19 protein-coding genes are annotated in these 23,881 nt (G+C 70.7%); 12 read left to right on the top strand and 7 right to left on the bottom strand.

From position 1 onward, the window contains the following. Positions 1-88 precede the first annotated feature (88 nt). Both clpS and clpA read left to right on the top strand, forming a co-directional pair. On the top strand, positions 89-412 hold the full coding sequence (clpS, locus tag POL72_RS02005; protein WP_272093285.1) for an ATP-dependent Clp protease adapter ClpS: 324 nt from the start codon (positions 89-91) through the stop codon (positions 410-412). Continuing rightward, on the top strand, positions 409-2,730 hold the full coding sequence (gene clpA, locus POL72_RS02010) for an ATP-dependent Clp protease ATP-binding subunit ClpA (protein WP_272093286.1): 2,322 nt from the start codon (positions 409-411) through the stop codon (positions 2,728-2,730). Before clpS ends, clpA begins: the two co-directional genes overlap by 4 nt. 239 nt (positions 2,731-2,969) lie before the next feature. Here clpA and apaG read toward each other — a convergent pair whose 3' ends face one another. Next, positions 2,970-3,359, bottom strand: a complete 390-nt coding sequence (gene apaG / locus POL72_RS02015) for a Co2+/Mg2+ efflux facilitator ApaG/CorD (protein WP_012237023.1) — start codon at positions 3,357-3,359, stop codon at positions 2,970-2,972. A gap of 187 nt (positions 3,360-3,546) precedes the next feature. Between apaG and POL72_RS02020 the strand changes: the two genes are divergently transcribed. After that, a complete protein-coding gene (locus POL72_RS02020) occupies positions 3,547-4,599 on the top strand; it encodes a rhomboid family intramembrane serine protease (protein WP_272093287.1) in 1,053 nt (350 codons plus the stop codon). A 59-nt stretch (positions 4,600-4,658) separates the two neighbouring features. On the opposite strand, the gene POL72_RS02025 is transcribed toward POL72_RS02020, so the two are convergent. Next, the gene (locus POL72_RS02025; protein ID WP_272093288.1) at positions 4,659-5,870 is read right to left on the bottom strand and encodes a hypothetical protein; all 1,212 of its coding nucleotides are present in this window, start codon (positions 5,868-5,870) and stop codon (positions 4,659-4,661) included. 159 nt (positions 5,871-6,029) lie between these two features. Between POL72_RS02025 and POL72_RS02030 the strand changes: the two genes are divergently transcribed. Then, positions 6,030-6,662: a hypothetical protein gene (locus POL72_RS02030; protein ID WP_272093289.1), complete on the top strand. Its 633-nt coding sequence runs from the start codon at positions 6,030-6,032 to the stop codon at positions 6,660-6,662. Positions 6,663-6,696: 34 nt separating this feature from the next. Here POL72_RS02030 and POL72_RS02035 read toward each other — a convergent pair whose 3' ends face one another. Together POL72_RS02035 and POL72_RS02040 are read right to left on the bottom strand one after the other, a co-directional pair. Then, complete coding sequence (locus tag POL72_RS02035) at positions 6,697-7,857, bottom strand: 1-aminocyclopropane-1-carboxylate deaminase/D-cysteine desulfhydrase (protein ID WP_272093290.1); 1,161 nt, start codon at positions 7,855-7,857, stop codon at positions 6,697-6,699. A gap of 14 nt (positions 7,858-7,871) precedes the next feature. Next, positions 7,872-8,846: a ferritin-like domain-containing protein gene (locus POL72_RS02040; RefSeq protein ID WP_272093291.1), complete on the bottom strand. Its 975-nt coding sequence runs from the start codon at positions 8,844-8,846 to the stop codon at positions 7,872-7,874. 193 nt (positions 8,847-9,039) lie between these two features. Here POL72_RS02040 and serC point away from each other — a divergent pair, with 193 nt between their 5' ends. Further along, entirely contained in the window at positions 9,040-10,125 is a 1,086-nt protein-coding gene (gene serC / locus POL72_RS02045; RefSeq protein WP_272093292.1) for a 3-phosphoserine/phosphohydroxythreonine transaminase, read from the top strand. Positions 10,126-10,554: 429 nt separating this feature from the next. Beyond that, positions 10,555-10,992: a KGG domain-containing protein gene (locus POL72_RS02050; RefSeq protein ID WP_272093293.1), complete on the top strand. Its 438-nt coding sequence runs from the start codon at positions 10,555-10,557 to the stop codon at positions 10,990-10,992. 240 nt (positions 10,993-11,232) lie between these two features. Here the strand turns inward: POL72_RS02050 and POL72_RS02055 are convergent, their stop codons facing one another. After that, positions 11,233-12,177, bottom strand: a complete 945-nt coding sequence (locus tag POL72_RS02055) for a fatty acid desaturase family protein (RefSeq protein ID WP_272093294.1) — start codon at positions 12,175-12,177, stop codon at positions 11,233-11,235. Positions 12,178-12,681: 504 nt separating this feature from the next. Between POL72_RS02055 and POL72_RS02060 the strand changes: the two genes are divergently transcribed. Then, positions 12,682-13,644: an agmatinase family protein gene (locus POL72_RS02060; protein WP_308738105.1), complete on the top strand. Its 963-nt coding sequence runs from the start codon at positions 12,682-12,684 to the stop codon at positions 13,642-13,644. A gap of 164 nt (positions 13,645-13,808) precedes the next feature. Here POL72_RS02060 and POL72_RS02065 read toward each other — a convergent pair whose 3' ends face one another. After that, entirely contained in the window at positions 13,809-15,188 is a 1,380-nt protein-coding gene (locus POL72_RS02065) for a M18 family aminopeptidase (RefSeq protein ID WP_276596368.1), read from the bottom strand. Positions 15,189-15,409: 221 nt separating this feature from the next. On the opposite strand from POL72_RS02065, the gene POL72_RS02070 reads away from it, so the two are divergent. From POL72_RS02070 to POL72_RS02080, 3 genes are all read left to right on the top strand, one after another. After that, on the top strand, positions 15,410-16,546 hold the full coding sequence (locus POL72_RS02070) for a quinone-dependent dihydroorotate dehydrogenase (RefSeq protein WP_272093296.1): 1,137 nt from the start codon (positions 15,410-15,412) through the stop codon (positions 16,544-16,546). Continuing rightward, positions 16,536-17,684, top strand: coding sequence for a GNAT family N-acetyltransferase (locus tag POL72_RS02075; protein WP_272093297.1), 1,149 nt, complete (start codon positions 16,536-16,538; stop codon positions 17,682-17,684). The genes POL72_RS02070 and POL72_RS02075 overlap by 11 nt, the downstream gene beginning before the upstream one ends. Before the next feature lie 68 nt (positions 17,685-17,752). Then, the gene (locus tag POL72_RS02080) at positions 17,753-18,418 is read left to right on the top strand and encodes a hypothetical protein (protein ID WP_272093298.1); all 666 of its coding nucleotides are present in this window, start codon (positions 17,753-17,755) and stop codon (positions 18,416-18,418) included. A 32-nt stretch (positions 18,419-18,450) separates the two neighbouring features. On the opposite strand, the gene POL72_RS02085 is transcribed toward POL72_RS02080, so the two are convergent. Further along, positions 18,451-19,752 (bottom strand): FHA and sigma-54 interaction domain-containing protein, encoded by a 1,302-nt coding sequence (locus POL72_RS02085; RefSeq protein ID WP_272093299.1) that lies wholly within the window; start codon positions 19,750-19,752, stop codon positions 18,451-18,453. A gap of 427 nt (positions 19,753-20,179) precedes the next feature. Between POL72_RS02085 and POL72_RS02090 the strand changes: the two genes are divergently transcribed. Together POL72_RS02090 and POL72_RS02095 are read left to right on the top strand one after the other, a co-directional pair. Then, entirely contained in the window at positions 20,180-22,522 is a 2,343-nt protein-coding gene (locus POL72_RS02090; RefSeq protein WP_272093300.1) for a DUF1588 domain-containing protein, read from the top strand. An 8-nt stretch (positions 22,523-22,530) separates the two neighbouring features. Continuing rightward, the gene (locus POL72_RS02095; protein ID WP_272093301.1) at positions 22,531-23,805 is read left to right on the top strand and encodes a DUF1501 domain-containing protein; all 1,275 of its coding nucleotides are present in this window, start codon (positions 22,531-22,533) and stop codon (positions 23,803-23,805) included. Positions 23,806-23,881: the final 76 nt, after the last annotated feature.

A 23,881-nucleotide genomic window follows, 5' to 3' on the forward strand; every position in this document is an offset into this window, starting at 1 on the left:
GCCGCGGCGGAGCATGCTTCCGGGGCATGAGCCAGCTTCGTCGGCCGCTCGCCGGGGCGGGGCTCTTGCTATCCTTCCCGACGGATTTATGCCGAACGATCCTGAGGAAAGAGAAGACAAGCAGGGCGACCTCGCGACCGAGCGGGAACGGAAGGTCGAGAAGGCCCGCCGCTACAAGGTCGTGTTTCACAACGACGACTACACGACGATGGAGTTCGTCGTGCTCGTCCTCATGAAGTTCTTCCACCGCACCGAGACGGAGGCCACGCACATCATGCTGAGCGTGCACCACCGCGGCCACGGGGTCGCCGGCGTGTACACGAAGGATGTCGCCGAGACCAAGGTCGCCCAAGTCCAGGACTTCGCCAAGGAGCACGCGATGCCCCTTCGGTTGACCGCCGAGCCGGAATGACCATGCGCATCAGCCCCGAAGTTGAGATCGCCTTTTCGCTCGCCACCCGGGAGGCCTCGCGCCGCCGGCACGAGTTCGTGACCATCGAGCACCTGCTCTACGCGCTGCTCTTCGACGAGGAGACGGCCGAGGTCCTCCGGCACGCGGGGGGCGACACCCCGCTGCTCAAGAAGAAGCTCGAGCGCTTCCTCGACGAGGAGATCGAGGTGCTGCCGGAGGACACGGACACGAGCCCGACGCTCTCGCTCGGGTTCCAGCGCGTGGTCGGCCGCGCCGCGATGCACGTGCAGTCCTCGGGCAAGAAGGAGCTCAAGGGGGCGAACGTGCTGGTGGCGATGTTCGCCGAGCGCGACTGCCCGGCGGTGACGCTCCTCGGCGAGCAGGGCATCAGCCGCTTCGACGTCGTGAACTACATCTCGCACGGCATCTCGAAGACGGGCCAGGACGACGGCCTCCGCGAGGAGCCGCCGGAGGAGGGCGGCGAGCCCGGCGCCGCGCAGCCGATCAAGGATCCGCTCGCGGCGTTCACGATGAACCTCAACAAGGAGGCGGCCGAGGGCCGCATCGACCCGCTGGTCGGCCGAGAGAACGAGGTCGCCCGCACGATCCAGGTGCTCGCGCGGCGGCGCAAGAACAACCCCCTGCTCATCGGCGACGCCGGGGTCGGCAAGACGGCGATCGTGGAGGGGCTCGCGCAGCGGATCGAGAAGAAGGACGTGCCCGCGCCGCTCAAGGACGCGACCGTCTACGCGCTCGACATGGGCGCGCTGCTCGCAGGCACGAAGTACCGCGGCGACTTCGAGAACCGCCTCAAGGCGGTGCTGCGCGCGCTCGAGAAGCAGCCGGGCTCGGTCCTCTTCATCGACGAGATCCACACGATCATCGGCGCCGGCGCGGCGAGCGGCGGGACCATGGACGCGTCGAACCTGCTCAAGCCCGCGCTGGCCTCGGGCCGCCTGCGCTGCATCGGGGCGACGACGTTCCAGGAATACCGCGGCCACCTCGAGCGCGACAGCGCGCTCGCGCGGCGCTTCCAGCGCATCGAGGTGTCGGAGCCCTCGGTCGACGACACGGCGCAGATCCTGAAGGGGCTGCAGAAGCGCTACGAGGAGTTCCACAAGATCACGTACACGGCCGAGGCGATCGAGGCCGCGGCCAAGCTGTCGGCGCGGTACCTGCAAGATCGCCGGCTGCCCGACAAGGCGATCGATCTGCTCGACGAGGCGGGCGCGGCGGCGCGCCTCCGCCACGGCGACGGGTACACGGTCGAGGCGTCCGACATCGAGCTCGTCATCGCGAAGATGGCGCAGATCCCGCCGCGCCAGGTGTCGACGTCGGACAAGGCGCAGCTCAAGGATCTCGAGGAATCGCTGCGCTCGGTGATCTTCGGGCAGGACGAGGCGGTGAAGCAGCTCGCGTCGGCGATCAAGCTGTCGCGCGCGGGGCTGCGCGCGCCGGAGAAGCCGATCGGCTCGTTCCTCTTCTCGGGGCCGACCGGCGTCGGCAAGACGGAGCTCGCGAAGCAGCTCGCCAAGGCGCTCGGCATCGGGTTCTTGCGGTTCGACATGAGCGAGTACCAGGAGCGCCACACCGTCTCCCGGCTCATCGGCGCGCCGCCCGGCTACGTCGGCTTCGACCGCGGCGGCCTGCTCACGGAGGCGGCGGCGAAGACGCCGCACGCGGTGCTCTTGCTCGACGAGATCGAGAAGGCGCACCCGGACGTGTTCCAGGTCCTGCTCCAGGTGATGGACCACGGCACGCTGACCGACAACAACGGCAAGAAGAGCGACTTCCGCCACATGGCGCTGATCATGACGAGCAACGTGGGCGCGCGGGAGCTCGCGCAGACGCGCGTCGGCTTCGGCGAGCGAGGGACGGCGGGCGACGACGACAAGGCCTACAAGAACACGTTCAGCCCGGAGTTCAGGAACCGGCTGGACGCGCGCATCATGTTCCGGCCGCTGGATCCGTCGGTGATGGGCAGCATCGTGGACAAGTTCATCGGCGAGCTCGCGGCGATGCTGGCGGATCGGTCGGTGACGGTCGAGGTGACGGACCGGGCGCGGGCGGAGCTCGCGACGCGAGGGTACGATCCGGCGAACGGGGCGCGGCCGCTCGGGCGCGTCATCGAGAACGACATCAAGCGACGGCTCGGGGACGAGCTGCTCTTCGGGGCCCTCGAGAACGGGGGGAACGTCGCCGTCGACTTCGAAGACGGGGAGTTCACGTTCAAGTTCTCGGCGGCGAACGGGGGGGGCGCGGAGGCGGAGAAGGCCAAGGCGAAGGGGGGGGCGGTCGAGCCGGAGACGGTCGGCTAGGACGGCTGCGACAGAGCCAGCGGGGAGGGTGTGCCCGTGCGCGCGGGCGGCGGGGGCCCCTCCCACGAACTCGCGCCTTTTGGGAGGCGATTGCCGTGGGTACGGGGAGACGCGGGTCGGGAGCGATGGGCTGCGATGCAGGCCGGCGCTCGGGTTCGTGGGGCCCTACCCCGCCGCCCGCGCGCACGGGCACACCCTCCCCGCTGGCTCTTCCTAGGGGGGCGGGGGGCGGGGCGGGGTCAGTTCAGGGAGTGGGGCATCGCCAGGGTGAACGACGCGATTTCGGCGTCGAAGACGCGGCCGTCGGGGCGGTGCATCTGGTAGGTGCCGCGCATCGTGCCGCGCGGGGTCTCGAGCACACAGCCGCTCGTGTACTCGAAGTGCTCGCCAGGCTTGAGCGAGGGCTGCTGGCCGACGACACCAGGGCCGCGCACTTCCTCCACCTTTCCGCTTCCGTGCGTGATGATCCAGTGCCGCGTCCTCAGCTGGGCGGGCTCGGTGCCTTCGTTGGCGATCCGCACGGTGTAAGCAAAGACGTAGCGGTGCTCCGTCGGGGATGACTGCGTGGGGACGTAGACCGTCGAGACGGTGACCCGGATGCCCTGCGTGATGGCCGTCGACACAACCACGCACTGCCACCGCTGCGGCGCGCGCACAAGGGCTCGGCCGCGCAGCGCGCGCACAGAGCCGGCGGCGAGAGCCGCGCTGGGCGTGACGACGAGACGGTCAGGCTCCCGGAGACCCGGCGTTGACAGCTTCCGGGCTCATCCGCACGTTTCGATGAACCTGGGGTCGACGAACCGTGGAGGACCCGCCGTGGGCGAACAGAACCGTGTCTGTGTTCGAGATGCAGTTGGCGAGCCGTTCGTCCCGATCGCGATCCTGCCGCCGGCGCGCTGGGAGAGGACGGCGATGATCCAGAACGGCGATGCCTCCTCCGGAGAGGCGGAAAATCACGGCCTCGGGCTCACGGCCATCGGCCCCGTCATGCCAGAGCGCAAGGTCCGCGAATGGGCCCTCGTCCTCCAGTCGAGCGAGCTTTGGCACGCCGTGCGGTACACGCCGGCGGGCTGGGTGATCCTCGTGCGCGACGAGGACTACGCCCTCGCCGCAGGCTCGATCGATCGGTACGAGGCGGAGAACCGCGACTGGCCCCCACGCCGCCCGCGCGAGCGCCTGCGCCACCCTCCGTCCATGGTCGCGGGCGTCGCGTTCGCCGCGCTCGCCCTCTTCTTCTTCCTCGTCACCGGGCCCGCGAGCGGCGGCGGACGCTGGTTCCAGCGCGGCACCTCCGTCGCCGACCTCGTCGTGGGACCGGAGCCGTGGCGCGCCATCACCGCGCTCACGCTGCACGCCGACTCGGCCCACGTGCTCGGCAACGTCATCTCCGGGACGGTCTTCGCGTCCGCGGTGCAGCGCCGCCTCGGGCCGGGCGGCGCCGCGCTCGCCGTGGTCGCCTCGGGCGCGATCGGGAACTTCGCGAACGCGCTCTGGCACCAGAGCATGGGACAGCACCACGCCTCGATCGGCGCCTCCACCGCGGTGTTCGGCGCGATCGGGCTGCTCGCCGCGACGCAGCTCATGCTCGACCGCGCGCACGACAGGGAGAGCGGCGAGAAGCGCCACCTCCTCCACCTCGTCGCGCCGCTCGTGGGAGGCCTCGCGCTCCTCGGCGCCCTCGGCGCGAGCCCACGCTCCGACCTCGGCGCGCACGCCTTCGGGTTGCTCAGCGGCGCCGCGATCGGGGTCGTCGCCGGCCTCTCGCTGCGCAACCGGCCCGCGCCGCGGCGCCCCGTCGTCCAGGTGGCGCTGGGAGCGACCGCGGCGGCGATCGTCCTCGGCGCGTGGCAGATCGCGCTCATCGCCTGAGCGCGCGCCGGCGCTCGTCCTCGGCGCGCGGCGCGCGTGAGACGCCCTCGCGCGCGACCTCAGTCGACAGGCCAGATCCCGACGGTGCCGCCGACCCAGGTCAGGTCGCGGTTCTGATCGACGCCGAGCATCCTCCCGCGCGAGAGCCGCACCAGGTTGAGCACCAGCGAGAGATCGGGCTCGTCCGGCGCGCGCAGGAACATCATCCGGACCTCGGCCTTCACCCCGTTCCCGTCGGGCATCACGAGCGCCGGCTCGTAAGCGACCTTCTCCTGGAGCAGCCAGCGCGATCGCTCCCCCTCCGGGATCGCGGCGATGTCCTCGGGCGTGACGTCGACCTTCACCCCGGAGCCCGCGAAGGAGAACAGCGGCTTGAGCACGTAGCGCTCGAGATCCAGGGGCGCGCCGTCCAGCGCGCTCAGCGTCCGCGACCGCGGGAGCGCGGGGTGATCGATGTAGGGCAGCGTGTACTTCGACCAGGTCCAGTACCAGTTCGGGTGCGAGCACCACGTGACGTCGAGCGGATCGCCGTACCGGAACGGGAGCTCGACCCGCTTCGACTCGAGCTCGTCGAACACGACGCGGTTGTACAGGCGGCGGACCTGGACGAGCCGCCCGCCCACGCGGCGGAACAGCCGGTTGCCCTCCCGAACGAGCGCCGTCGGACAGACGGCGTCGACGCCGACGAGGAGCTTCGTCGCCACGAAGTCGGGGTACGTCTTCTGCTTCTCCGGCGCGAGGTCGAGCAGGATCACCGACTCTTCGGGCTCTCCCGCGAGGATCGCGCGGCGCAGATGCGCGAGGACGTCGGCGGTGCTCCGGCCCCCGAAGCAGCACGACCAGCGCCGGTCGAGCCCGGGCATCCCGGCGAGCACCTCGGCCATGATCTCGACCTGGACGAGCATGAGCGCGTAGAGCGACGGGAACGCCTGCAGCTCGACCACCTTGCCCGTGAGCTCGCCGTCCGGGCCGCGCACGATCGCGAAGTCCACCTGCGCGCAGTTGGGGAGCGGATCCATGCCCGGGACGTCGAGGTGCGCAGGGATGGCGCGCTTCATCTGCTCGATGAGCTCAGGGCTCGATATCTGCCGAACGATCTCCGTCGCGGAGCGCTCGAGGTCCTCGCGCAGCCTGTCGGGCAGGAACAGCGGCGTCTCGGCGACACGGAACGGGATCGCGCACCCGAGCCGCCGCTCGAGCCGGCCGAGGTAGTCCGCGTAGGTCGACGGCCCGAAGGCAGCGTTGAACGCGCGCCGGAAGGTGGGGTCCATGAATTTGTATTTTGGTGGTATCACGGCAACGCGCGCGGCTGAACGACCCGCCGGGCGCCTCCGGCAAGAGCGCGCCGGGACTTCCCCGTGGTCCGATCCGGCTTGAGGCTGCGGGCACGGCGACTACAGTCGCCGCGAACCCCGCCGAGGCCTCCCACGATGATCAAGCTCCGCTCCGCCATGGTTTTGCCGCTCGTCGCCGCGCTCGCCGCGGCGTGCTCGAAGACCCCCGAGCCGACAGCCACATCAGCGCCCGAGCCGCCGACGACCAGCACGCCCGCCGCGCCCGCCGAGGCGACGCCCGCTCCGAAGCCGGCGCCGGCCAGCGGCCAGCAGGCGGGCGGCGGCGAGCTCGCGTGGGACGCCCCCGCGAGCTTCGAGAGCGCGCCGAACCCCAACGCGATGCGCAAGGCCACGTACAAGATCAAGCGCGCCGCCGGGGACACCGAGGACGCCGAGCTCAGCGTGAGCCAGGCGGGCGGCAGCGTGGATGCGAACATCACGCGCTGGGCTGGCCAGTTCTCCCAGAAGAGCGACGACTCCCCCAAGCGCACCGACCTCAAGGCCGGCGATCTCAAGGTCACGGTCGTCGAGGTGAAGGGGACGTTCGCCGGCTCCGGGATGCCCGGCATGCCCGCCTCGGATCCGAAGCCGAACTATGCCCTCCTGGGCGCGATCGCCGAGACGCCGTCCGGCGGGCTCTGGTTCTTCAAGATGACCGGCCCCGAGAAGACGGTCACCGGGGCGCGCGCCGACTTCGACAAGCTCGTGAACAGCCTGCGCCTGAAGTGACGCCACGGCGCGGCGCGTCGACCACGCCGCGCCCTCAGTACGCGATCTCCCCCTCGAAGAACCGCGCGAACGCCGGCGGGAGCGCCGCCGCGCCGCCCTCCGCGAGCGGCGGGCGCGCGCTCGAGAGCGTCTGCCAGAGGAGGATCGTCTCCCGCGGGCGCTCCTGCGCGATCCCGCGCAGCGCGGCGAGCGCCTTGGCGCTGTACGTGACCTCCCCCGGCACGCCGATCAGCCGCTCCACCTCGGGGATCGCGGCGATGGACGCGGGGGTCGGCATGCCGTACCCGGGGCCGATCGCGCGGTGATCGATCTCGAAGCGGACCGGCGGGAGCCGACGCCGCGTGAAGCGCGGCGCGCGCCGGGCGAGCAGGCGCTTCATGCTGCCGATCTCGTACCGGACGACGGCGCGGTTCGACGCGATGCGCTCGGTGATGCGAACGCCGACGATCGTGGTCGGCCAGCCGAGCACCGCGGCGCCCAGCGCGAGCCCCGCCAGCGTGCCGCCCGTCCCCGAGGGGACGACGATGCGATCGGGCCGGGGGGCCTCGCCGCGCTGGACCTGCTCCGCGAGCTCGAGCATCGCGTCGACGTAGCCGAGGCACGGGAGGGCGGACGAGGCGCCTGGCAGGATGAAATACGGCCGCTCGGCCCGTCGCAGCGCCCGGATCGCCCGGACCGCGGTGGTCGCGTAGCCGCCGCCATGGACGAGCTCGGCGCCGCTGGCCGCGTCGGCGAGGAGCGCGCCGCGGCCGAACCGGGTGATCGGCTGATCGAACAGGACCGCGGTGACGGCGAAGCCGAGCGCGCGGCCGAAGAGGGCCGTGGCGGTGACCTGCGTCGACGCCAGCCCGCCAACGGTGACGAGCGTCCTCGCCCCGCGCCGCTCCGCGTCCGCGAGCAGGAACTCGAAGCGACGCACCTTGTTGCCGCCGTAGAGCGGCGAGATCAGATCGTCGCGCTTCACCCAGACGCCGCCGCGCCCGAGGTACCCCTCGATCGCAGCGCACGGGACGACCGGCGTCGGCGCGTGCGCGAGGGGGCGCCACGGGATCTGCCCCGAGAGCTCGGGCAGCTCGGCGAAGAGCGGCAGCTCCCGCGACGCGGGCAACGCGGGCAAGACGGCGGGGCGCGCCCCGCGAGGCCCCGCCGCGAAGGCCGCCGGGGTGGCTCGCTCCTCGTCCTCGCCGTCAGCCACGCTCCACCTCGCGTTCAGGCGCGCGCCGCCGCGCCGTGCCCCGCCTGCGCGCCGCCCGGGCCCGCCTGCTCACCGGCGTCGCCCGGGTCGTCGTCCGTGCCAGCTTCCGCGCCAGCGCCGAGGCGGCCGCCGCGCGCGACCAGGGGATCGCTCAGGTAGGTGTCCGTCAGCCGCTTCGGCCCCGCGAGGCCGAGCAGCCGGAGCGGGAAGAGCAGCACCGAGAGCACCCACGACGCGAGGCCGAGCGCGAGCTTGCCCGCGTACGCCTCCGCCACCAGCGCGAGCTTGCGGCCGGCCGACATCGACGAGATCGGCGCCTCGGTCAGGCCGATCCGCATGAGCCGGAGCTCCGCGATCCGCACCGTATGGCGCACCAGATCGGGCAGGCGCTTGAGCGCCGGGTGATCCATCGGCAGGCGCTTCTTCATGAACGCCTCGAGCCGCGACACGCCCCAGAGCGACACCAGCGCGAGGCCGAGCAGCCGCCTCCGGAGCGCGGGCCTGCCCGCGATGGCCTTCCTCGTCTGCTGCTCGCCGAAGTCGACGTGCCGCTCTTCCTGCCGCACGCCGCGCTTCAGGATGGCGACGATCTCCGGCTCATCCACGGTCTCGATCATCGCGTAGAAGGCCTGGAGGACGAGCCCCTCGCCGAGGGCCATCTCGAGGGCGACATGCTCGGCCCAGTCCCCGCCCATCAGCCCGGTCGCGAGGAAGCGCACGCTCCAGGCGGCCTTGTCCGGCGGCGCGCCCAGGATCTCGAGGATGCGGAGGAAGTTGCCGACGTGCTGGAACTCCTCGACGGCCTGGCGCGCGAGGAAGCGCGCGGACTCCAGGTCGGGGGCGTTGTAGAGCCAGTGCCCTATCTGGACGCCGGTGATCTCCCCGTAGAGGAACTGCTGCACGGCCCAGACGATCACGTCCTTGTCCTTGACGGGATCGAGCCTGGCGCCCTGGAAATCGAACGCCATCTCTTCGCGGGTCACCAGCATCACTCGCCCTCCGGAGCGGTGAATTTAGCCCAGATCGCGGCCGCGGGCAGGTCCGAGACGCCGGACCCGGCGCGGCTCCATCCGCCGCGGCTGCGCTCCTGCTCGGCCCGTCCGGCGGAGGCGGTGCCCCCCGTGGTATACGGCCGATACGGCGGCATCAGGAATCGCCGACTTGAACCTCAGGAGAAGCACCATGGCGCGTGTCCACAACTTCAACGCCGGCCCTGCCGGGCTCCCCCTCCCCGCCCTCGAGCGCGCGCAGCGCGAGCTCCTCGATTTCGAGGGGACGGGCATGTCGATCATGGAGCACAGCCACCGCGGCAAAGCGTTCGAGGCGGTGCACAACGAGGCGATCTCGCTGCTCCGGCAGCTGCTCGGCCTGACCGACGACTACCACGTGCTGTTCATGCAGGGCGGCGCGGCCATGCAGTTCGCGGTCGTGCCGATGAACCTCCTGCCGCCCGGCAGGAGCGCCGATTACATCGTGACCGGCGGCTGGTCGGAGAAGGCGCTGGAGGAGGCGAAGCGCGTCGGGACGGTGCGCGTGGCCGGGAGCACAGCCGTCGACAAGCGGTACACCCGCATCCCCCACCAGGGAGAGCTCTCGCTCGATCCGAACGCCGCCTACGTCCACATGACGACGAACAACACGCTGTTCGGCACGCAGTGGCACTGGCTGCCCGATACGGGCGACGTGCCGCTCGTCGCGGATATGTCGTCCGACATCCTGTGGCGCAAGATGGATATCTCCAGGTTTGCCCTGGTTTACGCCGGCGCCCAGAAGAACATCGGGCCGAGCGGGATCACGGTCGTGATCGCCCGCAAGGATCTCGTTGACAGCGCGCGAAAAGACATTCCCGTCATTTTCCGTTATGCCACTTACGCTGCCAACAACTCGCTCTACAACACACCTCCGACATTCGCAATCTACCTCATGCGCAACGTGCTCGCGTATACGCTTGAGATCGGTGGGCTCGAGGAGGTCGAGCGACGGAATCGCAAGAAGGGTGAGCTGCTGTACGAAACCATCGACGCGCACCCGGACGTCTTCCGGGCGCCGGTCGAGAAGGAGAGCCGCTCGTTCATGAACGTGGTGTTCCGGCTGGCCAGCGAGGAGATGGAAAAACGCTTCGTCGCCGAGGCCGCAAAGGAGGGTATGGTGGGGCTCGCCGGACACAGGTCGACCGGGGGTATCCGGGTTTCGATCTACAACGCAGTACCCGTTGCATCGGTGGAGCGCCTCACGGCGTTCATGCGGGATTTCGCCAAGAGGGCTTGACTCGCTGCGGGAGCACGACGTTCTCGGTATTTCCAGGTTCGCCGCTGTTTCCAAAACACGCTAGGTGAACCTCCCCCTAATTCGTCGCGTCCCAACCTTCAGCCCGCTTGACGTTGTTCCGCCCGGCACAACAGGCCTTCGCGGAAAGGGTCTGTCGGCCTTTCCGCAGCTGGGAGGGAGGCGGTGAACGCCGCTCCCCGACCAGCGCCGGGAGGGGACGGCGAACGCCGCTCCCCGACCAACACCGGGAGGGGGCGGCGAACGCCGTTCCCCGACCGACACCGGGAGAGAGCGGCCATCGCCGGTCTCGACCGGCCCGGGAGGGGACGGGGGGAACGCCGTCCTTTACCGGCTCGCAGGCCCCGTTCGGAGACCTGAATCGAGCGAGCCAACCGTAAGGAGAGGATGATGGCGAGCATGGATGATCGTATGATTTCCAGGAGTGAGGAGGGGCAGGAGGAGAGAGGGGCCTCGCCGAGCGAACCCCCGCCTTCGTCAGCGTCGCAGCGAGCTGCCCACGAGCGGCAGCAGCGCGGCTTCGCTGCCATGGACGAGGAGCGTCAGCGCAAGATCGCCAGCAAGGGCGGGAAGGCAGCCCACGAGAAGGGCACGGCGCACGAGTTCACGCGCGACGAGGCCCGCGCGGCCGGCAAGAAGGGCGGCGAGGTCGTCAGCCAGAACCGCAAGCACATGGCCGAGATCGGTCGCCGGGGCGGCGAGCGCGTGAGCCAGGACCGGGCCCACATGGCCGAGATAGGCCGCAAAGGCGGCGAGGCCGTGAGCGGCGATCGCCAGCACATGGCCGAGATCGGCCGCCGGGGCGGCGAGTCGCGGGGAGACCAGCCGCGGGAGAATCAGCCGCGCTGACCGGGGGACGCGAAGGGCCCGGCGCCCCCGGCGCCGGGCCAGCCCCCTACCCCCTCGCGACGGCCACGACCCAGGCCTCCCGATCGTCGCCGCGAGGTGCCTCTCGGGAGGCGTCCAGGCGCCGCAGGACCGCGCGCCACACCGGCGTGGCCCCACCCCAGCAGAACTCGGCCAGGCGCCCGACGCGCCGCCCCAGGAGGGCGGCGCCGAGCCTCCAGCGCGGGGCAGGAGCCGGCGGGCTCAGCCGGGCGCGATCGCGCCCAGCGAGACGTCGCCGGGCGTCTCCTTCGGGCCAGGGATCCATTCCTCGTCGGGCTCCTCCGGCGGGAGCACGACCGGGGCGCCGTCGTAGCGCAGGCGCTTGCCAGGCCAGACGAAGCTGCGGAAGAGGTAGGCGAGGAGCGACGGCTGGTCGAGGCCCGGGTGGATGAAGGGCGCCACGCGCCTCGCGTGCTCGGCGGGAAGAAGGCTCCAGTGGAGGCCCGGCTCCATGTGATGGACGGAGTGGAAGCCGTTGTTGTACGTCCACCAGTTGACCAGGCGGCCGACGAAGTTGCGCGAGTGGTTGTACTCGCTGCTCTCGTCGCAGCCGTCGTGCTGGAGGTAGTTCATGGTCACGATCCCCCACGCGGCATACTGGTGCGGGATCAGGACGTAGAGGAGGAACTTCTGCCAGTCGAGCGCGAGCAGGGCCCCCATCGCGCCGAGGAAGACCGCCGACTCGAGGAGCATCTGACGGAACCACGGCGGGTTCCGTCGGTACATCGCCTTGAAGTAGCGCATGTCGGCGGGCAGGATGTCCCGCACCACGCGGCTCATGAAAAAGAGGCCGTTCAACAGGTTCCACCGATAGCGTACCTTCGTCGTCCGCATCACGTCGCGCGAGGACTGCGTGTACTTGTGGTGGCTGAGGTTGTGGCCCGGGACGTAGGCGCTGACGGGGTGTCCGTAGGTGAGCGTGAGCGCGATCTGGAACGCGCGGTTCATCCATCGCTGCCGGAACACCGGGCAATGGACCGCGTTGTGGGTCGCGACCGCTCCGAGGAACGAGAGCACGCACGTCGCGGCGAGGAGCGGAATCGCGAGCCATAGCGCGCGCGGCGCGTAGACCCATTGCACCGTCACGAGCACGAAATACGTCGCGACGAAGAGGAGCGTCTTGATATCGGCGCGGTACCGGAGCATGGCTGTTCTTCGCGGCTACTACCAGGACCGCGCGCCGGACCGACCGGCAGCGCCGAGCAGCGCTGGCCGGCCCGGACGGGCGCAGCGGCCCATCTTCTCGGCGCTCTTCCTAGCGCATTTCGTCGCAGCTGGAAGCCAGAAGTTGCATTTCCGACGCGCGCGTCGCGCCATCCTCACCCGACATCCGTGTTTCACGCCGATGTCTCGCGCTCGGTGCGATCGTCTCTACGCACCTCGCATCGGTGTGCAGGCGTGGGAGCCGCTCCGCCGGTGTGCCGGTGAGGAAGCCGCTCCGCCGGTGCTCGGCGGCGCGTGCGGTGGAGCGCTCCGGGGCGCTCCGGCGCGCTCCGGCGTGCGCTGGGCCGGAGGCGGCTCGCGCTTGACGACCTGGTCGCGAACCGCCAACGTGGCCGCGTGAGCTCATCCCCCCTCGGTTTCGATCCCAACGGTCCCGCCATCGGAAACGGGATTTACGGGCTGCCACATACTGCCGAGGACGCCCGGGTGGTCCTCGTTCCGGTGCCGTGGGAGCCGACGGTGTCCTACCGCCGCGGCGCCGCCAAGGGCCCGGGGGCGATCCTGCGGGCCAGCCGGCAGGTCGACCTCTTCGATCTGCACACGGGCAGACCGTACGAGCAGGGCATCGCGATGCTCGACGTCGATCCGGACATCGTGCGCTGGAACGCGGAGGCTTCCGCGGCGGCCGAGCCGGTGATCGCGGCGCACGGCGAGGTCGCCGGCGACCGGGACCTGGAGGCGCGCCTCGCGGCGGTCAACGCGCTGTCTCGCCGGCTGAACGAGCGCGTCACGGAGATCGCCATGAGATGGATGGAGCGGGGCAAGCTCGTCGGCGTCATCGGCGGCGACCACTCCTCCCCCTACGGCGCGATCGCGGCGCACGCCGCGCGTTACCCGGGAATGGGGATCCTGCACATCGACGCGCACGCCGATCTCCGCAACGCGTACGAGGGATTCACCGACTCCCACGCTTCGATCATGCACAACGTCGCGACGAACCACCCGAAGATCCCGCGGATCGTCCAGGTCGGGCTGCGCGACATGAGCGAAGACGAGCTCCGGTTCATCCGCGAGTCGAACGGGCGCATCGTCGCCCACATCGATGCATCGATCGCCGATCGGCTCTTCGAGGGGGAGCCGTTCCACCTGATCGCCGACTCGATCGTGGAGGATCTCCCCGACGACGTCTATGTGACCTTCGATATCGACGGCCTCGATCCGACGCTGTGCCCGAGCACCGGCACGCCCGTCCCCGGCGGCCTGACGTTCCAGCAAGCCGTCGCCCTGATCGGCCGCATCCAGAAGAGCGGCCGGCGCATCGTGGGCTTCGACCTGAACGAGGTCGCGCCGAAGGACGACAACGACGACTGGGACGGCAACGTCGGCGCCCGCCTCCTGTACAAGCTCATCGGCTTCACGCTCCTCTCCCACGACACCCGCGGCCGCTAGCGCGCGCGTCTCTTCCGCGCGCACTCTCCCCCCAACGAGGCGATCGCGGCGGGCCCCCGCACAGGAGACGGGCCCAGATCGGCGTTTTCGGCGCGGAAGCGTACTCTCGTACGCTGAGCACCGAAAACGCCGAGGTGGGCCCGTATCCGCCGCGGGCGCCCGCCTCATGAAAGCGCGCGGCGGTAGGTCTCTATAGAGAGGTGGACGTCGAGCGTGCCGGCCATCTCGCGGCAGGAGTGCATGCTGAGCATCGGCGCGCCGACGTCGACCGTGGCGATGCCGAGCGAGGCCGCGGTGATCGGGCCGATCGTGCTGCCGCAGGGGAGATCGCTGCGCACGACGAAGCGCTGGGGGGCGTAGCCCACGTCGTGACAGAGCGCCTCGAGCGCGGCGGCCGTCGCGCCGTCGGTCGCATAGGACTGGTTCACGTTCGACTTGATCACGAGCCCGCGGTTGATCTGCGGGGCGTGGCGCGGCTCGTGCTGATCGGCGTAGTTCGGGTGCACCGCGTGCGCCATGTCCGCCGAGACGAGCAGCGACCCGGCCATCGCGCGGGCGAACGCCTGCGGCTCGCGCGCCGGGTAGACGTCGACGATCCGCGCGAGCACGTCGCGGAGCACGCTCCCCGCTGCCCCCACGGCGCTCCGGCTGCCGCACTCCTCGTGATCGTAGAGCGCGATGACGCGCGTCGCGGCGGAAGGAGCGGCGCCGATCAGCGCGGCCGTCGCGGCGTGGCAGCTCGCGAGGTTGTCCAGGCGGGACGCGAAGATGAACTCGTCGGAGAGGCCGCCGAGCGACGCCTTGAGCGTGTCGTACAGGCAGAGATCGAAGCCGAGGATGGCGTCGCGCGGCGCGTCGATAGCGCGCGCGAGCAGGGCGTTGAGATCGGCCTCCCTGCCGAGGCCGATCACGGGGACGAGGTGCTTCTGCGCGTTCAGCACGAGCCCCTCGGAGTTGACCCCGCGGTTCAGGTGGATCGCGAGGTTCGGGACGCGGGCGACCGGGCGGACCAGGTCGACGAGGAGGCGCTCGATCCGCCCGTCCCTGCGCACGTGGACGCGGCCGGCCACGCTGAGATCGCGGTCGAGCCAGGTCGAGTACAGGACGCCGCCGTAGACCTCGACCCCGAGCTGCTGGTAGCCGCTCCGCGAGAGCTCGGCGCTCGGCTTCACCCGGAGGTTCGGCGAGTCGGTGTGCGCGCCGATCACGCGAAAGCCGCCGAGCGCCGGGTGCTCGGCCCCGACCACGAACGCGACGATCGTCGACCCGCCCCGGATGACGAAGCGGCGATCGCCCGGAGCGACCGCCCACGCGTCGCGCTCCCCGAGCTCCGAGAAGCCGGCCGCCACGAGCCGCGAGGCGACCTCGCGCACGGCGTGGTACGGCGTCGGCGAGCGATCGATGAACGCGCAGAGGTCGCGGGCGGCCGCGACGCCGCGCTCGCGCAGCGCCGCCATCTCGTCCGCGCTCCTCGCGAAGCGCTCGCCAAGGTCGGTCAGTGGCCTGGGATCGCCTGCGCGATCGAGGATCTCGGGGGACGTCATGGAGGGCGCGGAGTCTAGCAGAGCAGCCGAGCCCCGCCCGGCGCGCCGGCACGCCTCCCTGCGCACGCTTCCGTGCGCGGACGCGCTCGCTCACGCCGCACGCCGAGATGGCGGCCCACGCGGCCGGTGCGCCATGGTATCCGCCACCACCGCGCCGCTCGCAGGACCTCCCTCCGACGCCGCACGCCGCACGCCGCAACCCGCAACGGAGACGCGCCCCGATGTACCGCCTCGTCCGACCGCTCCTCTTCGCGCTGCCGCCCAGCCTTGCGCACGAGCTCGGCATGCTCGCGCTCGCCCCGCTCGAGCACGCCGCGCCGCTCCGCGCCCTCGTGCACGCCCGCCTCGCGCCCCGGGACGGCCGCATCGCGGTGCGCGCCATGGGGCTCGACTTCCCTTCCCCGCTCGGCGTGGCGGGCGGCTTCGACAAGGATGCGCGCCGGGCCCGCGCGCTCGCCGCCCTCGGGTTCGGCTTCGTCGAGCTCGGCACCGTCACGGCGCAGCCCCAGGCCGCGAACCCGCCGCCGAACCTCTTCCGGCTGCCGGCCGACCGGGCGCTCATCAACCGGCTCGGGTTCCCGAACCAGGGCGCGGCCCGCGTCACGGAGCGGCTCCTCGGCCGCGGCGGCGCGGCGGCCGTGGGCGTGCCGGTGGGCATCTCGATCGGCAAGTCCAGGGTCGCGCCGCTCGATCCCATCGAGCCCGCGATCGACGACTACCTCGCGAGCTTCCGGGAGGCGCGGCGCGCGGCCGACTTCGTCGTGATCAACGTGTCGTCGCCGAACACGAAGGACCTCCGCGCGATGCAGGGGCCGGCGATCGCGCGGGCGCTGCTCTCCGCGATCGCGCGGGAGAACCGCGCCGCCGGGGCGCCGCTGCCGCTGCTCATCAAGGTCGCCCCGGACCTCGGCGACGAGGAGCTCGAGGCGCTGCTCGCCGTGGTCGAGGAGGTGGGCCTCGCCGGCGTCATCGCGACCAACACGACCGTGCGGCGCGACGGGCTCGCGACGAGCCCGGAGGCCGTCGAGGCGATGGGCGCCGGCGGGCTGAGCGGCCCGCCCCTCCGGCAGCGCTCGCTCGCGATGGTGCGGCGCATCCGCGCGCGCCTCGGGAGCGGCGTCACGGTGATCGGCGCCGGGGGCATCGAGTCGGCGGAGCACGCGATGGACCAGCTCCAGGCGGGCGCCAACCTCGTGCAGCTCTACACGGGCTTCATCTACGGCGGCCCCCTCCTCCCCGCCGCGATCGCGCGCGGGCTGTCGGACCTCGTGGCCCGCTCCGGCGCGCGGTCGATCCAGGATCTCGTGAGCCGGCCAGGCGGCGCGACGCGCGCTGCTATGATCGGCCATGGAGCTTGAAGCGCACGTCCACGACACCATCCGCGACATCCCGGAGAGCGAGTGGAACGCGCTCCACGGGGTGAGCGAGGCGCCGTTCCTGACGTGGGCGTGGTTCGACGCGCTCGAGCGGACGGGGTGCGTGGGCGAGGAGGCGGGGTGGCTGCCCCACCACATCACGCTCCGGGCCGAGGGGGCGCTGCTCGCCGCGGCGCCCGCCTACCTCAAGGACAACAGCGAGGGAGAGTTCGTCTTCGACCACGGCTGGGCCTCTGCGTCCCACCAGATCGGCGCGCCGTACTACCCGAAGCTCGTCGTCGCGGTGCCGTTCACGCCCGCGACGACGCCGCGGCTGCTCGTGCGGCGGCCGGAGGACCGCCCGGCGCTCCTCCCCGTCCTCGCCGAGACGCTCCGCAAGCTGGTCGCGCGGAGCCGCATCTCGAGCGCCCACGTCCTGTTCCCGACCGAGGACGAGGCCGCCGCCCTCTCCGATGCCGCCATGGCGCACCGCTGCGGCGTCCAGTTCCAGTTCGAGAACGAGGGGTACCAGACGCTCGACGACTTCCTCGCGCGCTTCAACGCGAAGCGGCGGCACCAGATCCGGCGCGAAATGCGCGAGTCCACGAGGCAGGGGCTGTCGATCGATACGCTGCGCGGCGCGGAGATCACGCCGGAGATCGTCGATGCCATGTTCGGCTTCTACGTCTCCACCGTGGAGAAGTTCGCCTGGGGCCGGCAGTACCTGAACCGCGCCTTCTTCGAGGAGATCACGGCCCGCCTGCGCGGCGGCGGGGCCCAGGGAGGCGTCGAGATCGTCCTCGCGCGGGAGGGCAAACGCCCCATCGCGGGCGCGCTCAACCTCGCCGGGCCCACGACGCTCTATGGCCGTTACTGGGGCGCATCGGAGGAGCGCCCGTTCCTGCATTTCAACGTCTGCTATTATCACCCGGTCGAGGACTGCATCGCCCGGGGACTGCGCCGCTTCGAGCCGGGCGCAGGGGGGTCGCACAAGCTCGTTCGCGGCTTCGCGCCGAGCGTCACCCACAGCGCGCACCACATCGCGCATCCGCGCCTGGACGCCGCGGTGCGCGAGTTCCTCGCGCGCGAGCGCGCGGCCGTCCGCGCGAAGACGGCGGACAGGAGCGTGGCATTCCGCTGAGCGCCCTCCTGGCGCAGCGCGACGTGCGGTGTTGACGTGACGCGCGCTGGAGAGGGATGCTGCCGGACATGCGCGCCTTTCTTGCACTCCTCGTTTCCTCCATCGTCTTCGGGCTCGCCGCGAGCGGCGGCTGCTCGAGCAATGAAGCGACCGATACGACCTCGACGACGGTGGCGGCCACGGTCGCCGGCGCCGGCGGCTCGCTCGGCTTCGGCTGCTTCGGCGGCAGCCCGGATGGACGGTGTACGATCCTCGCCCAGGTCCCCGAGAGCTGCAGCTGCCCCGACTGCTCCGACACGGCGAGCTGCCTCGGCCGCTGCAACGACGACGGCGCCTGCGACATGCGGCCGGACGCCCCCGACGGCGAGGATTGCACCTGCCAGGACTGCGCGGGCACCGTCGCGGCCTGCAGCCCGAGGCGCGGGTGCAACGACGCGGAGGGATGCAACGTCAACGAGGATTGCACCTGCCCCGACTGCACGGGCACCCCGCGGTGCACGGATCACTGCACGGACAACGGCTCGTGCGCGGAGTACTTCGAGGGTTGCTCCTGCGCGGATTGCCGCGGCGTGGAGCGCTGCGGCGGGGGGCCGGCCACGACCACGGCCGCGGCCACGACGGGCAGCGGCGCGGGCGGCGACCCGGCCGGCAGCGGCGGCGCGGGCGGCGACCCGGCCGGCAGCGGCGGCGCGGGCGGCGGACCGACCGGCAGCGGCGGCGCGGGCGGCGCCTAGGACACGCTCGGCGCCCTCGCCCCGCCGAGCCCTCACTGCTTCGCGGTGAGCCCGTGCTTCCTCAAGAACATCCGCACGTGGTGGCGCTCCATGCCCGCGCGGCGCGCCATCTCGCTGACGTTGCCGCCCGTCGCGCGGATCAGCTCGCTGAAGTAACGCTGCTCGAACGCCGCGACGGCGCTCCGCTTCGCCTCGCCGAACGCCGACGTCGGCACGACCACGTCGCCGCCGCCCTCGAGCGGCAGGATCGAGGCGATCGCCTCGGCCCCGGGCGGCAGGCTCGCGGCCACGCTGGTGACGTTCATGAGCTCGCGGACGTTGCCGGGGAAATCGTGCTGGCCGAGCGTCGTGGTGATGAGATTGACCATCTCCACGGCGCGCTCGGGGCACCCCAGGCGCTCGCAGACGCGCTCGACGAGCAGCGGGATGTCCTCCCGCCGCTCGCGGAGCGGCGGCAGCTCGATGCGCATCTGGGCGATCCGGAAGAAGAGATCGCTCCGGAAGCGCCCAGTGTTCATGCTGCGGCCGAGGTCGCGGCGCGTCGCCCCGATGATCCGCACGTCGACGGGCTCGTAGATCCGCGACCCGACGCGCTTCACCTTCTGCTCGGTGAGCGCGCGCAGCAGCTTCGGCTGGAGATCGGGCGGCAGCTCGCCCAGTTCGTCGAGGAAGATCGTCCCGCCGTTCGCCTCGTGGAAGGCGCCGCTCCTCCGATCGTTCGCCCCGGGGAAGGCGCCGCGCTCGTGCCCGAAGAGGAAGCTCTCGGCCAGCGCGCCCGGCAGCGAGGCGCAGTCGACGACGACGAACGGGCCGCCGCGCCGGATCGAGACGTCATGGATGGCCTGCGCCGCGAGCTCCTTGCCCGTGCCCGTCTCCCCGGTGATGAGCAGCGAGAGCTCCGTCGAGGCCACCTCGCGCAGCAGGCGGAACAGGTGGCGCATCCGCGGCGAGGCGCCGATCAGCGGGCCGAAGCTCTCGTCGAAGCCGACGTCGACGCGCTCCTTCTCGAGCGGCTCGAAGCTCAGCACCGAGCCGCCGATCTGGATGGCGCACGCGGCCGTCAAGATCGCCTCGCGGATGCGGACCGTCGACACGAACGTCCCATTCTTGCTGCCGAGATCGCGGACGAGCACGCCCGGCCCCTCCGCGCGAAGATCGCAATGCGTCGAGCTGACCTCCGGATCGTCGACGACCACACCGCAGCTCGGATCGCGCCCCACCACGATCGGCGCGATGCCGATCTTGACGGGATCCCGGCCCGTCGACCGCAGCGTGCCGCCGCGAACAAACCACTGAACCGCGCGAGCGCGGGTCGCATCCCTCGTCGAGCTCATATCCAACGGTTATTCGATTTCCCTTGTCTTGACCACATCCACGCACGCTCCGCCCGCCCGCGGGAGCGAGCGCCCACCTGGGCGCACCGGGTACGTGGCTTCCGGAGGAGCCGCAGCCTCTCGTCGCAAAACTTCACAGTTACTACAGGCAACAACGAGAAATTCTGATCAAGCGATGTGCTGAGCGCATAGCGGGAGAGGCCCTCGAGAGGTTAGAGTACGTGGTCTACGCAAGCGATGAAGCGGGCGTTCGTCCAGCTCGCCTCATCGGGTGTCGATGGTCGATGAACGAGGACCCGACCATCGCGGGGCGGAGGCGCCCTGCGATAGGGCTGTCGGTGTGTGGTTCTTTCAACGCGGTTCGGGGCTCCGCTCTCCCGGTCCCCTCAACGTGGGAGTCGCGCGAGCGCTCCCGGCGAGGATGCTTATGCCGAGAATAGGATGGTCACTCCGGAAGCGCGCCGCGACGGCCCTGGGGCTCCTGGGGCTCTCCGCGGGCGCGAGCGCGCTCGCGTCCGTGTCCACCGGTTGCAGCAGCGAGGCCGAAGGCCCGTGCATCTCCGACGAGCAATTCTTCGCCGAGAAGGTGTGGGTCCCCATCCTCTCGACGAAATGCATCGGCTGCCATAACCCGCAGGGGCAGGCGGCGGAATCCAAGCTGATCCTCGCCGGGAGCAGCGAGGCGGGGTTCCTCGACAAGAACCTCGCGACGTTCAAGTCGCTCGCCGGGCTCGAGCTCGGCGGCGAGTCGTACGTCCTCCTCAAGCCGACGAAGGCCATCGAGCACGGCGGCGGCAAGGTCCTCGCCTCGGACAGCCCCGAGGTCGAGGCGCTCCGGGCGATGGTGGAGCGCACGAAGGAGCCGTCGTCCTGCGAGACGGACGTCAACGCGTCCTTCGCCGGCGTGGTGATGAGCGGGCCGGTGGAGACGCTCCGCACGGCGAGCCTCGAGCTCGCCGGGCGCCTGCCGACCGAGGCCGAGGAGGAGGCCGTCGCGCAGAGCGGCATGGCCGCGCTGGATCCGATCCTGGACCAGATGCTCACCGAGGAGACGTTCTATGTGCGGCTGAAGGAGATCTACAACGATCTCTTCCTCACCGATCGTTATCTGAACGGCGAGGAGGCCGTCGATCTGCTGCGGAGCGACGCGTACGATCCGAAGTGGTACAACAGCCTCCCTCAGGATCCGGCGCTGGTCGCGAGGTACGGCGCGCGGGACCTGGAGGACGTCGCCAACAAGCTGAAGAGCTGGACGAACCGGGCCGTCGGCAGGGAGCCGCTCGAGCTCATCGCCTACATCGTGCGGAACGACAGGTCCTTCAAGGAGGTCCTCACCGCGGACTACACGGTCGTGAGCCCCTTCTCCGCCAGGGCGTACGGCGTGACGGCCGAGTTCAAGAACGACGCGGATCCGGACGAGTTCGTCCCGGCGAAGCGCGATCCGATCCCGCTCGCCGGCGTGCTCACCTCCCCCGTCTTCCTGTCCAGGCACCCGACGACGAACACCAACAGGAACCGCCACCGCGCGAGGATGGTCTATCAGTTCTTCCTCGGCACCGACATCCTGAAGACGGCCGAGCAGCCGCTCGATCAGACGAAGATCACCGACTTCAACCCGACGATGAACAACGCGGCGTGCACCGTCTGCCACGCCGCCCTGGACCCGCTGTCAGGCGGGTTCCACAGCTTCGACTCCGCGGGCCGGTACAAGGAGGACGACACCTGGTACGAGGACATGCGGCCGCCGGGCTTCGGCGCCGAATCGGTGCCGTTCAGCGAGTTCCCGAGCGCGCTCTCGTGGGTGGCGAAGCGGGTCGCCGACGACCCCCGCTTCGCGCTCTCGGCGGTCTACACGATGTACAGCGGCCTCACCGGGCAACAGCCGCTCGTCGCGCCGACCAACGAAGATCCGGAGTTCAACGCCAAGTTCCGTGCGTACCTCGCCCAGTACCACGCGTTCAACACGATGGCGCACGACTTCGCCGACAGCGGCTACAACCTGAAGACGGTCGTCAAGGCCATCGTCAAGAGCCCCTATTTCCGGGCGCGCAACGTGGCGCAGGCGTCCCGGGGCGAGGCGCTCACGCAGCTCGGCGGCACGCGGTTCCTCGGGCCCGAGCAGCTGCACCGGAAGATCTGGGCGGTGACGGGGTACCCGTGGCGCCCGCGGGCGTTCGAGGACGACGGCGTCCGCTACGACTTCCTGCTCCGGCGCGACGCCTACCGCATGCTGTACGGCGGCATCGACTCGCAGGACGTGATCCAGCGGATCACGGAGCCGAACGGGATCATGGCCAACATCGCCGACCGGATGGCGAACGAGATGGCGTGCATCGCGGTGCCGCGCGATCTCTACCTGCCGCAGGAGGAGCGGCTCCTCTTCCCGTACGTCGAGACGACGTTCGAGCCGCGGGACACGAACGACTTCGACGTGCTGCCGGCCGTCGAGGGGATCAAGCAGAACATCCAGTACCTGCACAAGCGGGTGCTGGGCGAGTCGCTCGAGCTCGGTGATCCCGAGATCGAGCGGACGTACAAGGTCTTCCTCGAGACGTGGGAGGAGGGCAAGGCGGGCATGGCGAAGCCGGAGGGCGAGGAGGGCCGGCTCTCGAAATCGCTGCCCGGCCCCTGCCAGGTGCACAACGACTACTGGACTCGAGAGGGGCTCCCCGACGATCAGAAGCTCACGCGCGACGAGAACTACACGATCCGCGCGTGGATGAGCGTCATGACCTATCTCCTTTCGGACTTCAGGTTTCTTTACCAGTAGGAGCAGCCATGGAACGTCGAGATTTCCTCAAACTGGCATCTATGGCGGGCCTCGGCGTCGTCGCAGGGGGCGTGCTGTCCAGGGACGCCGCCGCGGCCGGCCCCTACGAGGGCCCGCTCTGGGTCCACATCCACGCGAGCGGCGGCTGGGACCCGACGAGCCTCTGCGATCCCAAGGGCGCGTTGGACGAAGAGGAGCAGAAGACCCGGCAAGCGATGAACCGCAGCTACCTGCGCGAGGCGATCGGGACCGCCGGCAACCTCAAGTACGCGCCGGTCGGCGGCAACGACGCGTTCTTCAAGAAGCATTACAGCAAGCTGCTCGTCATCAACGGCATCGACACCGGGACGAACAGCCACGACGCCGGCGTCCGCAACACGTGGTGCGGCACGCTCCGCGAGGGCAAACCGGGCTTCGCGGCGCTCGTGGCCGGCGTCCACGGCGGTTCGTTGCCGATGGGGTTCATCAGCAACGGCGGCTACGACGCGACGGCGAACGTCGTGGCCGTCACCCGCATACCCGACACCGGCCTCCTGCAGCGGCTCGCCTATCCGAACAGGATCGATCCGGGGAACGAAGAGAACCGCGAGCAGTACCACACCGACGCCACGATGACGCGGATCCTCGAGGCGCGGCAGGCGCGGCACGCGGCGAAGCTCGAGCAGCAGCGGCTGCCCCACGTCAAGCAGGCGATGAGCACGCTCTTCACGTCGCGCGTCGGGCAGAACGAGCTCAAGCAGCTCATCCAGTACCTGCCCGCCGAGTTCGAGCAGGCCTCGCTGCGGCGGCAAGCGCAGGTCGCGCTCGCGGCCTACCGCGCCGGCATCTGCGTGAGCGCCAACCTGTCGGTGGGCGGGTTCGACACGCACGGGAACCACGACGACAACCACATCCCGCGGCTCGACCAGATCTGCGACGGGATCGACTTCATCCTGACCGCCGCGGAGGAGCAGGGCCTCGCGGACCGGATCGTCCTCGTCGTGGGCTCGGACTTCGGGCGGACTCCGGGCTACAACGAGGGCAACGGCAAGGACCACTGGAACATCACCAGCATGATCCTGGCCGGCGCAGGCGTCGCGGGGAACCGGGTGATCGGCGCGACGGACGACCGGCATAACCCGCTCGATGTCGATCCGGTCACGCTCGAGCCCAAGGAGGGCGGCGTCCGGCTCAAGCCGGGGCACATCCACAAGGCGCTGCGCAAGCTGGCGGGGATCGCGGACGATCCGCTCGTGGAGCGATTCCCGCTCTCCGAGGAAGAAGACCTGCCCATCTTCGGGTGACGTGGCCCGCGGGCGGCGCGCCGCGCCGCACCGCCGTCGACGCCATCGTCTGCAGCGCGGGTGAGGAGACGGGATG

It is taken from the genome of Sorangium aterium, from assembly GCF_028368935.1.
Taxonomy (GTDB): Bacteria; Myxococcota_A; Polyangia; order Polyangiales; family Polyangiaceae; genus Sorangium; species Sorangium atrum.